This is a genomic window from Sporosarcina sp. P17b, assembly GCF_002743115.1.
Lineage (GTDB): Bacteria > Bacillota > Bacilli > Bacillales_A > Planococcaceae > Sporosarcina > Sporosarcina ureae_C.
In genome coordinates this window covers 389,090-401,962 of record NZ_PDYP01000001.1, presented here as the reverse complement: position 1 = coordinate 401,962, position 12,873 = coordinate 389,090, and the positions used below count along the sequence as shown (strand labels likewise).

Annotated in this window: 11 protein-coding genes; 2 read left to right on the top strand and 9 right to left on the bottom strand. The window is 40.7% G+C overall.

The window, feature by feature from the left end:
• Window positions 1-141: 141 nt before the first annotated feature.
• The 5 genes from CSV76_RS02015 to CSV76_RS01995 all read right to left on the bottom strand — a co-directional run bounded on the left by CSV76_RS02015 (window position 142) and on the right by CSV76_RS01995 (window position 6,337).
• Window positions 142-726: a histidine phosphatase family protein gene (locus CSV76_RS02015; RefSeq protein WP_233192357.1), complete on the bottom strand. Its 585-nt coding sequence runs from the start codon at window positions 724-726 to the stop codon at window positions 142-144.
• 63 nt (window positions 727-789) lie between these two features.
• The gene (locus CSV76_RS02010) at window positions 790-978 is read right to left on the bottom strand and encodes a hypothetical protein (RefSeq protein ID WP_085428836.1); all 189 of its coding nucleotides are present in this window, start codon (window positions 976-978) and stop codon (window positions 790-792) included.
• A gap of 344 nt (window positions 979-1,322) precedes the next feature.
• Complete coding sequence (locus CSV76_RS02005) at window positions 1,323-3,524, bottom strand: 5'-nucleotidase C-terminal domain-containing protein (protein ID WP_099624592.1); 2,202 nt, start codon at window positions 3,522-3,524, stop codon at window positions 1,323-1,325.
• 178 nt (window positions 3,525-3,702) lie between these two features.
• Window positions 3,703-5,967, bottom strand: a complete 2,265-nt coding sequence (locus CSV76_RS02000; protein ID WP_099624591.1) for a DEAD/DEAH box helicase — start codon at window positions 5,965-5,967, stop codon at window positions 3,703-3,705.
• A complete protein-coding gene (locus CSV76_RS01995; RefSeq protein ID WP_099624590.1) occupies window positions 5,960-6,337 on the bottom strand; it encodes a YppE family protein in 378 nt (125 codons plus the stop codon). The genes CSV76_RS02000 and CSV76_RS01995 overlap by 8 nt, the downstream gene beginning before the upstream one ends.
• Window positions 6,338-6,537: 200 nt before the next feature.
• Here CSV76_RS01995 and recU point away from each other — a divergent pair, with 200 nt between their 5' ends.
• Together recU and CSV76_RS01985 are read left to right on the top strand one after the other, a co-directional pair.
• A complete protein-coding gene (recU, locus tag CSV76_RS01990; RefSeq protein WP_085428833.1) occupies window positions 6,538-7,149 on the top strand; it encodes a Holliday junction resolvase RecU in 612 nt (203 codons plus the stop codon).
• Between the two features lie 24 nt (window positions 7,150-7,173).
• Complete coding sequence (locus CSV76_RS01985; protein ID WP_099624589.1) at window positions 7,174-9,870, top strand: transglycosylase domain-containing protein; 2,697 nt, start codon at window positions 7,174-7,176, stop codon at window positions 9,868-9,870.
• A gap of 52 nt (window positions 9,871-9,922) precedes the next feature.
• On the opposite strand, the gene CSV76_RS01980 is transcribed toward CSV76_RS01985, so the two are convergent.
• From CSV76_RS01980 to CSV76_RS01965, 4 genes are read right to left on the bottom strand one after another with little or no spacing between them, the layout of a single operon-like run.
• Window positions 9,923-10,258: a YpoC family protein gene (locus CSV76_RS01980; RefSeq protein WP_099624588.1), complete on the bottom strand. Its 336-nt coding sequence runs from the start codon at window positions 10,256-10,258 to the stop codon at window positions 9,923-9,925.
• Window positions 10,248-10,901, bottom strand: a complete 654-nt coding sequence (gene nth / locus CSV76_RS01975) for an endonuclease III (RefSeq protein WP_099624587.1) — start codon at window positions 10,899-10,901, stop codon at window positions 10,248-10,250. The genes CSV76_RS01980 and nth overlap by 11 nt, the downstream gene beginning before the upstream one ends.
• A gap of 8 nt (window positions 10,902-10,909) precedes the next feature.
• Window positions 10,910-11,617: a DnaD domain-containing protein gene (locus tag CSV76_RS01970; RefSeq protein ID WP_099624586.1), complete on the bottom strand. Its 708-nt coding sequence runs from the start codon at window positions 11,615-11,617 to the stop codon at window positions 10,910-10,912.
• Between the two features lie 44 nt (window positions 11,618-11,661).
• On the bottom strand, window positions 11,662-12,855 hold the full coding sequence (locus CSV76_RS01965; protein WP_085428828.1) for a pyridoxal phosphate-dependent aminotransferase: 1,194 nt from the start codon (window positions 12,853-12,855) through the stop codon (window positions 11,662-11,664).
• Window positions 12,856-12,873 lie beyond the last annotated feature (18 nt).

Below are 12,873 nucleotides of genomic sequence, written 5' to 3'. Positions count from 1 at the left end.
TAATATAAGTAAAAATATCCTTTATTATTTCCCATATAGCCCTATCGTTTGTCTTCATTTATATCTCCTTTAAAGTAAAGTGTACATCGAAACTAGCCTGCCATTTAATTCAACAAGTCCTACTCAATATGGCCCTATTGCTTAATACAGAACATTTATCCAACCACCATCATCTAGAAAGTCATCTCTCGTAAATAAACGATTCGAAATCAATTGTCGGTAAGATGTGATGGTTCCATCATGAGAAACAATATAGACGTTTCCCTTTGATTGTTGTTTACACCAACCAAGAAATCGCTCACCAAGAACTTTGAATTCCCGATCAGGCATAGTATTTATACCATTGGTCCATAATTCGGTGGACCAATGTTCCCCCAAGGCAAAGATGGGGAATTCGTTTCTAATGTCTTCTATCTCCATAATTTCGTCACACGGAAGCGTCAGCCCCTCCGTTTTTTGAGGAAACATCCTAGGTGATACCCTTGGATCTATAATTTTTCTACACTGTGTATCGTTACTCCAAATAAGAGCTGTTTGCAGCGTTCTCCTCGTTGGACTTATAATAATAAAATCGTTTTCCGACAAAGGGAACTGACGCCTTAATAATTTGGCTTGTTCTATGCCTTTCTGTGTTAAGGATGGATTTTTGATACGTAAGCTATCTGGGGGATTCAGTGTATGAATTCCCTGACCATGCCTTATAAATGTTAGATTCAAGTCTCCCACCAACCTTTATTTAAACTCAGCTCTTATTCCATGTAAGCGCCCGAATCGTTATTAGCCAAACATTTATTTTCTAGCTTTTGCTAATGACTTGATAATCAAATCAATCACTATAAGAAATAAATATGCAACAACAGCGACTATTATATTTTGAATCCATCTAATCTCTGGATCAAATATCCATTGCGTAATAGTTATAAGTACTAAGAAAATTAAACAAGTGGTTAGCCAATACTTAACAACCTTTTTTAACATACCCCAATCCCCTTAACTTTTCTCATTGATCTGGCCCATTCATTGAAGGAACCATCCCTTTGTAATCTACTTTATCATAAAATACTTTCTTGCCTTCAACGTTTTCATTTATTTCAAAACTACTTACGAAAAAAATCATTCCAACCTTCAATTAACAGGCTGACCGCCAGCACTATTGCATACACAATTCATCAATCTGGAGAATGAAAATATTGATTCAACGACAAAAACGAGGACGCAAATTCACCTGTGAATTGCGTCCTCATTTGCCATGTTTTTTAACGTTTCCTTCACATGTTCCGAATCCGTTAGATTAAGCACTAACGATTTTCAGTGAACACGCATTACTTATTCAAATCAATAATGCGTCCTTCAATCTCAGGCTTAACTGTTCCAAGCTTAACCATATGATCGCGCAAGTTGACCCAATCATCTAATCCCAGATCCACTACGCGACCTTTTTCATACGCTTCCCCAAGTAACTCGAAGCCATCTCCGCCCCTAGCTGTAAAGGCATTCGTTGACACAACATACTCTTGATCCATCTCAATATTTACATACTCACCATTCATTTTCACTTGCATTGTCTGAACGCGTTCACCAGGTTTTTTACTGCTGTCAAATGTCATTTTCATTCCAGACATATGCAAGAAACCGCCCTCTTCATTAGGAGAGTTACGCACACTATGCTCAAGTGTATTTTTAATTTCTGCACCTGTCAGCGTGACAAGAGATAATGTATTACCAAATGGTAGTACTTCAATTACAGCGCCCACTGTAACGGGCCCTTTATTCAAGTGATTGCGAATACCTCCACCATTTTGTAGAGCAATTACCGTTTTTGCATCATATTCTTTCGCTTTTTCGAGCATTCCGTCTGTTACTAAGTTACCAAGTGCTGTTTCATTGGCACGGACACTGTCAGTCGGACCTTCTTCTCCGCGACTTCTTGGATTTGGTAGATCTACTTCTAACGTTGCACCGATTTCTTTACCAAACGTTTCATCGATTTTACCTGAATACTTCAGAAGTGCTTTCGCTGCTTCAGCGTCATCCGCTTTATCTTTTAAGCTGATTAATTTACCCGCTTGTCCTGTAATTACACCGTTTTTATCAAATTCTACATCCAATGTTCCTAGATGAGTCAAGTACTGATCTGCTTGAACAATGACTGTAGGGTCCTTCTGATCTCCATTTGCTTTTTTATCGACAATAACAGGTTCAGATAGTTTCGTATGTGAATGCCCACCTACGATAATATCGATACCCTCAACCGCTTGAGCGAGAAGTAAATCATTCCCTACAGACGGATCACTGTCAAAGCCTAGATGATTTACGGAAATAATTTTATTGACACCTTGGCTCTCAAAATAAGCTACAGCTTTTTCAGCAGACTCCTTATAATCCAAGAACTCTACAGCACCTGGACTAGCAACGAACGCTGTGCTTTCAGTCGTCAATCCGAAGATTCCAACCTTTTCTCCGTTCACTTCCTTAATCAAGCCTTTATGAATTTCTCCCAATGCCGGTGTGCTTGTAAAGTCTGTTTTGCTTACAAGGCTTTTCAAATGAGCATCTTTAGAGAAATCTATATTACTACTGATTACAGGGAAATTAGCGCCTTTCACAAAATTCGCCAATGATTCGTGACCGTTTACACTATTCCCTAAATCAAATTCATGATTACCAAATACCATTGCATCTAGACCCATTAAATTCATCAGTTCTAGATCGGCTTGTCCTTCAAACTCTGAGAAATATAATGTTCCTGAGAATACATCTCCGCCGTGAAGAAGCAATGCATCTGGCTTTTCGTTTCGAACTTCTTTAATAGCGGTAATCGCTTTCGGCATTTCCGCTACACGCGCATGCGTATCATTCATATGCATCAATGACAATGTAAAGTCGCCTGACTCTGGTTGCAGTTGCTGCGCTCGGTGAATGAATGATGAAAATGCGCCGCGCGTGACAGGCTCATTCGGTCTAAAGTTATTTAGCTGATCTGTCAAACCAAGGTTCGCCATGATTTGTACACCTTTTTTATGTGATTCTCCTACATTCGATAAGTTGATTTGAACTTTTTCACCCGTATCATATTTTTCCAAATTAAGCGCTTTCACAAGTACGTTAGCCATTTGCTGACGCGTAAGCGCTGCTGTCGGATTGAAGTTACCTTTTTCATCACCATTGAACACATTTGCATTCGTCAGTGTAGCCATCTCTTTTGCATAATAACTAGTACCGGATACGTCTTTATACTTTTTTAATACTTCCCCTACATTAGTTGGTTCTTCAAAGTCGCCTAGCTTGGCTAAAATCAATGCCGCATGCCGACGCTCAATTGAATTACCTGGCTTAAACAGATTTTCAGAATACCCCTGGATAATGTTTTGATCTGTCAAAGCTTTAATTGCAGCATAATGTGTATTTTCCTTTGACACATCACTATACCACTGCTCCGCTGCACCAACTGATGCCCCTGCTACTACTACTGCACTAGCGACAACAAACGTCGCGCCAAACTTCCGGAATGTTCTTTCCTTCATTGGTCTTTACCCCCTATTATTTAGTAGTTTAATAGCTCTACATACTCATAATAGCAGAATATAGTTTGATATAGTAAATGGCTTTATAATTATTACTAAAAATAGTTGAAATTTCTATTTACTCGAATGGATGTTTTATAAAAAAAGAGTCGAAGCCAAAAGCTCCAACTCTCCTCAATCATTTCGCCAACTCCGCCAGCAAACTATGCGCTCGATGTTTGTTGTCCTTCTGCCCTGCTTCCTGTGCCCCGATACATACTGGGCATCCATACTCACATGGACACTCCGCCACGTGATCTGCAGATAGCATCAATAATTCTCGCCAACGACTGTAAATATTCTCGCTTAATCCAATTCCACCTGGATAACTATCATAAATAAAGAATGTAGGACGTTCCATATGAATCGCTTTCACTTGTGGAACTACGTGAATATCGTTGCGATCACATTTAATAAATAACGGTACTAACGACTGAATAACGTATGCTGCAGCAGTCATGGCATCCGTCAAGTCCGATTTCTCCCAGTCCTCTGGTACATCGAATGTTAGCCAAGTACCTGACGTATGCATTTCTTCTGCAGGTAACGAAATTGGACCTGAGCCGATATTATCATGTGTATCGAATTTTATTTTCTTGAAGATTGTCGGAATCGCTAGCACGGCTAAATCCCCATATGCTAGTGTTCGATCTCCGTCTTCCATGCGTTTGTCTTCACTTATAACTTTCAATTCCACTGCGAGATTTGCATCAGTGAAATAATCAACATCAACAACCGTTACATAGGCCTTCTTTTCTTCCCAGTCGAGCATCTCCACTTGATACTGCGTCCCTTGATGTAAATAAATGGCTTCTTCATGCAATAAAGTCATCGCGCTGAAACGATCCATTTCTCCAATTACGCGCGTCTCTTTTGGAAATGTTTGATCAATGATGATGACATTTTCTTGCGATGCGGAACGTAAACTGATTTCGCCTGCTGGAAAACGATCCGTCATCCAATGCCATTTATCAGACGTTTGTAATAAAACTCCTTCGCTCTGTAGAAATGCTAATAATTCCTGCACTTCAAACTCACCGTATGTTTCAGTGGAACTAAAAGGCAATTCAAATGAAGCACATTTTAAATGATCCATCAAAATCAACATATTATCCGGATGAATATGGATTTCTTCAGGCTGCCGTCCGAGCAAGTATTGCGGGTGTTGAATAATATACTGATCAAGCGGCATTGATTGCGCTACATAAATAATTAACGCGTCTTCCTGACGTCTACCCGCACGACCTGCTTGTTGCAAGGCACTCGCAATATTTCCCGGGTAACCTGTCATAATACAAGCTTGTAATTGTCCAATATCAATACCGAGTTCTAGCGCATTCGTACTTACTACTGTACGAATATCGCCGTTCTTTAAGCCACTTTCAATCGTTCTCCGTTCTGACGGAAGATAGCCGCCACGATAACCCATGACCGTTTTATCAAACAACTTTTTCTTCGTCAGTTCTTTCATATACGTAACAAGCATTTCTACACGCACCCGACTTCGTGCAAAAATGATCGTCTGAATATGGCGCTGGTATAAAAACGCACCTAAATCACGTACTTCAAGCACGGCACTTCTACGTATACCAAACACGTCATGGACGATGGGTGGATTGTAGAAAACAAAATGCTTCTTGCCGCGTGGTGCTCCGTTTTGATCGATCAATACCATGTCTTTGTTCGTTAAATTATCTGCCAGTTCCTTTGCATTCGAAATCGTCGCAGACGTACAAATGAAAATCGGATCACTGCCGTAAAAGTTACAAATGCGCTGCAACCTTCTTAAAACATGCGCCACATGACTACCGAATACACCTTTATACGTATGAAGTTCATCTACGACAATATATTTCAAGTTCTCGAACAATGAAATCCATTTCGTATGATGGGGTAATATGGCTGAATGCAACATGTCGGGGTTCGTCAAAATAATATGACCCGATTTTCTGACTTTCGTTCGTAAACCTGGAGCGGTATCGCCGTCATACGTGTGACTTAAAATCGTTTCTCCACTCGCTTCAATCAAGTCATGTAAATCAGCTAGTTGATCTTGTGCCAAGGCTTTCGTTGGAAACAAGTACAGTGCACGTGAAGATGGATCATCCAAAATCGACTGCAATACAGGCAAATGATAACAAAGTGATTTTCCTGATGCAGTCGGTGTAATGGCAGTAATAGAGTTCCCTTCGCTAACTGAGTCAAACGCTTGTCTCTGGTGACTGTATAACTGTGTAATACCTTTCATCGCCAAAGCTTTCCGAATGGAAGGATGCAACTTCGGAGGAAACTCCGCGATGACCGCCTCTTGCTCTTTTACTGTTTCTATATAGGCGATATTAGGACCAAAGCGAGAATCCGCAAATAGCTCTTGAATGGTATCCGGTATACTCTGTTTATTCATTCACGTGGTCCACTCCTTTATCTGCGTTCATCGCATCTAAAACCGTCTGTAATGTGTAGCGTGCTGCACGTATCGATAAGATAAAGCGCTTTTTACCGGTCGCTTTGTAAAAAGATTGTACGACGAATTGTGTCATCGAATCTTTCAATGAATCGATTTGGACCTCATGTACATAAAGAGGTTTTTCTTTCTTAATCCATACTTTCATTTCATCTGCCCAATCGGCAATGGCCTTGTGGCTACGATCCGCATATGGTTTTACTTCACCAAAGAAATCGGGTTCATGATCAGTTTCTCTCATTCTGTAAAAACGTTGCTCACATTCATCACAAATCGTAAGTAATAATTTTGTATCTGTTATCTTGTTCATCTATAGAAAACTCCTTTAGTGTCTATCATTAAAAACGTACTTCTATTCATTTTATCAGATATAGGAACACACCTCCACTTTCTGCGAACAAACATTCCAAGCTGTCACGAAATCGACTACTTTTAGTTCTCCTGAAACCTTCCTTTCGGTAACTCGTCCAGTAGTGGGTATGGTATGATGTAGAGTACGAGGTGGTCACAATGGCGATACGTTATCCAAACGGAAAAAAGTTTACTCCTCCCGTATCTTCTTCAAAAAAGAAAAAGTTTGACTACTCTTTTAGTAATCGGGGTAAGTCATTAGAGGACGAACTAAATGATACAAATGAATACTATTTAGCGCATGGTTTGGCTGTCATCCATAAAAAGCCTGTTCCTATACAAATTGTGAACGTGCGGTATCCCGCAAGAAGTGCTGCGGTCATTACAGAAGCCTACTTCCGTACTCCTTCTACGACTGACTATAATGGCATTTGGAACGGTTATTATGTGGATTTTGAAGCAAAAGAAACGAAAAATAAAACTTCGTTGCCATTGCAAAACATTCATTTGCATCAAGTGCAACATATGAAGCAAGTGATTGACCAATCAGGACTGGCTTTTTTTATCGTCAACTTTACTTTATTGGATCGATATTTCTTACTACCGTTTCAAGAATTCTATCCTCTTTGGCAACGAATGGAAAAGGGTGGAAGAAAGTCTATTACGTTAGTAGAAATCGAACAACGATCCATCGAGATCAATGCGGGTTATCAACCCCGGTTGGATTATATACAAGCTGTAGCGGATTGGATCAAGAGCAAGACAGATTAACGAGAGCGAAAGGCAGGAACTATTATGAGTGATAACATAAACTCGAGAACGGAAAGACGAAAGAAACAAGTAACAGTTAAAACAGAACGACAAGAACAGCCCCAAAGAAAGTTCCCAAAAGAGTTGTGGAAGAAAATTCTCCTGGGGATTGCTGCACTTTTCCTTATAGTATTAGTTGGCGGCGTTTCCTTATTTGCTTATTATGCAAGTACAGCGCCCGATCTAGATGAGGAACTGTTAAAAGATCCTTTGACGTCAAACTTCCTTACAAAAGATGGCGATATTTTCATGAAGTTCGGAGCTGAAAAACGGGAATTTGTACCATACGATGAAATCCCGGATCAGTTGAAAGACGCAATTCTAGCAACGGAAGATGTTCGTTTCTTCAAACACGGTGGTATAGACTTCTATCGTCTTGGCGGAGCCGTAGTTGCCAACTTCCGCAGTGGATTTGGAGCACAAGGTGCCTCTACTTTGACGCAACAAGTCATTAAAAACTCTTTCTTAAAAAACGAAAAAACGTTGAAACGTAAAGCACAAGAAGCATGGCTTGCGCACAAATTGGAAAAAGAATATACAAAAGAAGAAATTTTTGAAATGTATTTTAATAAAGTTTTAATGTCAGGTACACGTTATGGCATCGGTACAGGTGCAAACTTCTTCTACGGAAAAAAAGTAGGCGAACTGGAATTACCTGAAATGGCTTTGCTTGCAGGTATGCCGCAGTCTCCAAACGGCTATAATCCGTTTAAACATCCTGAACGTGCAGAAAAACGCCGTAATATCGTATTGACTCTTATGGAACGTCACGGCAAGATTACCACCGCTGAAATGAATGAAGCAAAGAAAGTACCGGTAACTTCTACTTTATTAGCAGAAGAAGACCGTGAAGTATTCGGTAAATATCCTGCTTACGTGGATGCGGTACTTGATGAAATTGAAGCTGCTGGCTATGCTGATCTTCTATCTGAAGGTGTGACAGTGCAGACAGCGCTTGATACAAAAGTACAAGAAACAGTAGAAGCGGCCATCAATGATCCGAGTTATTATGAATCGGATGAAATGGAAGCAGGTATGACGGTACTGGATACGAAAACTAGCGCTATCGTTGCAATTGGTGGCGGACGAAACTATTCAGGTCGAAATTTGAATTTCGCCGAAGTAAAACGTGCACCGGGCTCCAGTATAAAGCCAATTTTGTCTTACGGTCCCGCAATTGAAGAGCTAGACTGGTCTACAGGACAAAAAGTAGTTGATGAACCATACAGTTATAAAGGATCGGGTGATAAGATCCGTAACGCAGATGGTAAATTCCTTGGTACATTAACTATGCGACAAGCACTGTATTGGTCTAGAAACGTACCGGCAGTCAAGGCATTTGAAAAAGTAGGAACTAAGAAAGCAGAAGCCTTCGCGAATAAACTTGGGTTTACGTATGACAATATAGATTCATCTAATGCCCTAGGTGGCGGAGCTGAATTCTCTACAGTCCAAATGGCAGGCGCATATGCTGCTTTCGGTAATGGCGGTATTTACACAAAACCCCATGCCGTAACTAAACTAGTATTGCGTGACGGGAAAACAGAAAAGAATTTACGTCCGGATCCTGTAACTGCAATGAAAGATTCTACTGCCTATATGATTACAGATGTATTGCGTGATGTCCTTACCGAGTATGAAGCAACAGGTACTCGAGCAAATATCAGTAATATGGATATTGCGGGAAAAACTGGTACAACAAATTTTGATGCTAAAAAAATGCAAAAAGACAATATGAAGAGTCATTACGTGCCTGATACGTGGTTTACAGGTTATACAACCGAATATACAATTTCAACATGGGGCGGGTATGGTAAGTATCTACCTATCACGACATATGAGCACGGACGTTACGTTCCACAATATCTTTTCCGTGATGTCATGAGCAAAATCGCAAAAGATCCAGGTACATTCGCTCAACCCGACTCTGTAGAAGAGGCGGATATCGTCAAAGGCAGTGACCCTATCATGCTGGCGAGTTCATTTACGTATCGCAATCAGATTAGTACTGAATTATTTGTCAGGGGAACACTGCCCGACAGATCTGCAGTACCTGAAAAAATATCCATCCCAAGTCCGGAAGGTTTAACCGCACAATTCGATGCAAATTCCAACACCGTTCAATTGAATTGGAATTATGATGTATCGAATACGTATGATAGCCTAGGTAGTCCTACGTTCAACGTAAGCGTCTCTGTTGATGGTGGGGCAGCACAAAGTATTACCACTACTTCTGATCAGCAGACGACCTATTCAGGTGTAGAATACGGCAAGAGCTATACATTCTACGTGAGTGCCAATATGGGCGGCTATACGAGCGGATCAGCAACGGCTAGCCTATCGATAAAAGACGCAAATGAACCAGTAATTGAAGACGAGCCAATCATTGTGCCTGACGATAACGGGGATGATCAAAATAATCCGGACGATGATCCATCAGATCCTGATTCGAATTCAGATAATGAATCCGATAATGAAGATCAAAACCAATCGGATCAAAATAACCCCAATAATCCAGATGGCAACAATTCGAACAATAATGAGAACGACAATAACCAAAACAACCAAGATCAAAATCAAGGTCAAGGTCAAGGTCAGAACAATCAAGGACAAGGAAACCAAGGGAATCAAGGAGAACAAGGTCAAAATCAAAATGAACCCAACATCAACCCCTCTGATTAACCGATCAACTAAAAAAGAGCGAACCGACATGATGTCGATTCGCTCTTTTTATTTACTGTTGAACACGTATACGTGCCGCCTTCTTCTTCATCTCATCATACAGCATCGTCAGTTGAATCATCGCATAATGACTATTTTTTTGAAGTTTAATAAATTCGATTCGTTCCTCGTAATTATTCGGCTCAAGTGCATGGTGCACCTTACCTGTATGAGAATTCTCTGCTAGTTCACTCTGGCCGATCAACCATTCTAACTGCTCGATTGCTGGCTGTATTAATAGCAATTTACGTTCGTCGTTGACAGCATACGCTTCTTCTAATTCCGGCTTTTGCTGTTCCCACCGAGCAAGTACTTGTTGGACATGTTCTTTTAACTGTTCAGGTGTCATTTCGCTTCATCCTTTTCTGGCCTTCACGGCATAAATCCAACAGTGGACATTCTGGGCAGTTGGGATTTTGTGCTTTGCAGTGATAACGACCGAAGAAAATCATTTGATGATGAGTTTGAGTCCATTTTTCCATTGGTGTCCAACGCATGATTTTTTCTTCTACATCAAGCGGACGATCTTTCCAGCGATTCATGCCAAGCCTTTTCGCAACGCGCTCCACATGTGTATCAACAGCTAGAGCTGGAACACCGAATGCGTTTGATACAACGACATTGGCTGTCTTCCTACCCACACCCGGTAACGTCATCATCTCATCACGGTTTGGAGGTACTTCTCCACCAAACTCGTCAAGCAGTTGGAGACTAAGTGCCTGTATATTCTTTGATTTATTACGGAACAAGCCGATTGAACGTATATCGTCCTGCAATTCTTCAATAGGTACAGCAAGATAATCTTCTGGTGTTTGATATTTCTTAAACAACTCTGCTGTGACGCGATTGACTAGTACGTCTGTACATTGCGCTGATAAAAGAGTTGCGATTAGTAATTCAAAAGGATTCTTATGAACGAGTTCACAATGCGCTTCTGGAAACATCTCTTCGAACTTTTGCAGGCATATGTTCCATTGTGTTTTTGTCAGCATCGTTTCACCTACTCCCGTTCTTCAAGCCAATTATAGAAAGGTACATCTTTAATTGCTGTTTTTGCTTGCGGAGCTGTTGCTACAGTTGTCGGACGGAACGCTTTCGTCTGCTTTTCAACATCTCGCATAGTCTTGACATTTTTCTTTTTCCACTCAAATAAAATCCGGTCAATATAACGCAAGCTCATCTTTTGTGCCAAAACAGCTTCTCGTAATGCTGCACGGATAATTTCCGTAGAATGACCATCTTTATCAATCCACATACCGATTGTTTCAAATTCCATCGGTGATAAGAAGCGACCGAATTCTTGCTCAAATAACGAGAAGATTTCTCCCTCATCCTGCTTGACCACTTCTTCTTCTGACTGCATCTTCTGTTTTTCAACTTCTTCTATCAATCGTTTCCATAAAGGATAAAATGAAAACTTTTCATGCAATACTTTATTTTCATCGGTACTCTGTTCTATAGAAAATAATCCTTTTTGCATCATGCGCTGTAAGCAATTCGTAACATCTTTCTCTTGTTGTTGCATACGATTCGCGATATCGGTCGGCGTAGGAAAATAGTTCCCCGCTTCCTGAAATGCAATCATATGGAGTAATACCATGGCATCATTATCTGAAATCAATAGTTTTTTATAATGTTGAAAAAAGAGCTGGGAAATAGAAACATTCCCCTGCTCAATCCAGATTTCCAGCCGCTCATCTTGCTGCATATTTGAAACTTCCTCTCATCAGCAACTAATGGGTTGCTTCTGTTTTACGCTTTCCAGTGATCTCTTACAAATTGATCAATACGTGCAATTCCTTCTTCCAATTGATCGATTGACGTTGCATACGAAAGTCGAATCGTCGAATCAGAACCGAAGCCAGTACCTGGAATGACTGCTACTTTCGCTTCTGTCAATAACGCTTGTGCGAACACATCGACATTTGCAAAGCCAGTATTCTTCAATGCTTCTTGGACATCGGGCAAGAAATAGAATGCTCCTTGTGGCTTTAACACGTGGAAACCTGGGATAGCTGCAAGCTTAGGATACGCTTGATTCAAACGGGATTCGAAATCTTTTCGCATCACTTCCACAGCATCTTGCGGTCCGTTATAAGCTTCGATCGCAGCGTATTGTGAAGTCGTTGTCGGGTTAGACGTCGAATGGCTAGCGAGGTTCGTCATCGCACCTACTACTTCCGCGTCACCTGCAATATAACCAATTCTCCAACCTGTCATCGAATGGGATTTCGATACTCCATTTATAACGAATGTACGCTCTTTTGCATCTTCTGAAAGTTGCGCAATGGATACATGGTGTTGTCCATCATAAACGAGTTTTTCATATATTTCATCCGAAATGATCCACACGTCTTTTTCACGGCAAACTTCAGCAATTTCTTCCAGTTCTTCCTTGGAATAAATCATTCCCGTCGGATTACCTGGCGAGTTAATGATCACGGCTTTCGTTTGATCAGTAATTGCCTCGTTGATTTGCTTCGCAGATACTTTGAATTGATTGGCAGCCGTGCCTTCAATAAATACTGGCGTGCCTTCCGCTAATTTCACCTGTTCCGGATAACTCACCCAGAATGGGGAAGGAATGATGACTTCATCACCTTTATTCAGTAGGACTTGGAATAGTGTAAAGAGTACGTGCTTCGCTCCGATACCGACCAACACTTCCTTACGTGTATAGTCCAAGCCTTGATCTCTTTTCAATTTGTCAATTATGGCGTCTTTTAATTCTGGAAGACCGCCCGCAGGAGTATATTTTGTCTTTCCATCTTTCATTGATTGATACGCTGCTGCCAAAATGTTTTCAGGTGTATTAAAATCCGGTTCGCCTGCTCCGAGCCCAACAATATCGATGCCGGCTGCTTTCATTTCTTTTGCTTTTGCAGTAATCGCTAATGTTGTAGATGGTGTTAAAGTACTTACTCTGGACGCTAATTGCTTTCTCAAATTGACCGCTCCCTTTTA

Bases quoted from the DNA above. Each gene is read 5' to 3' on its own strand.
- CSV76_RS02010 (WP_085428836.1), bottom strand. From the start codon at position 978: ATGTTAAAAAAGGTTGTTAAGTATTGGCTAACCACTTGTTTAATTTTC.
- CSV76_RS02005 (WP_099624592.1), bottom strand. From the start codon at position 3,524: ATGAAGGAAAGAACATTCCGGAAGTTTGGCGCGACGTTTGTTGTCGCT.
- CSV76_RS02000 (WP_099624591.1), bottom strand. From the start codon at position 5,967: ATGAATAAACAGAGTATACCGGATACCATTCAAGAGCTATTTGCGGAT.
- CSV76_RS01995 (WP_099624590.1), bottom strand. From the start codon at position 6,337: ATGAACAAGATAACAGATACAAAATTATTACTTACGATTTGTGATGAA.
- recU (WP_085428833.1), top strand. From the start codon at position 6,538: ATGGCGATACGTTATCCAAACGGAAAAAAGTTTACTCCTCCCGTATCT.
- CSV76_RS01985 (WP_099624589.1), top strand. From the start codon at position 7,174: ATGAGTGATAACATAAACTCGAGAACGGAAAGACGAAAGAAACAAGTA.
- CSV76_RS01980 (WP_099624588.1), bottom strand. From the start codon at position 10,258: ATGACACCTGAACAGTTAAAAGAACATGTCCAACAAGTACTTGCTCGG.
- nth (WP_099624587.1), bottom strand. From the start codon at position 10,901: ATGCTGACAAAAACACAATGGAACATATGCCTGCAAAAGTTCGAAGAG.
- CSV76_RS01970 (WP_099624586.1), bottom strand. From the start codon at position 11,617: ATGCAGCAAGATGAGCGGCTGGAAATCTGGATTGAGCAGGGGAATGTT.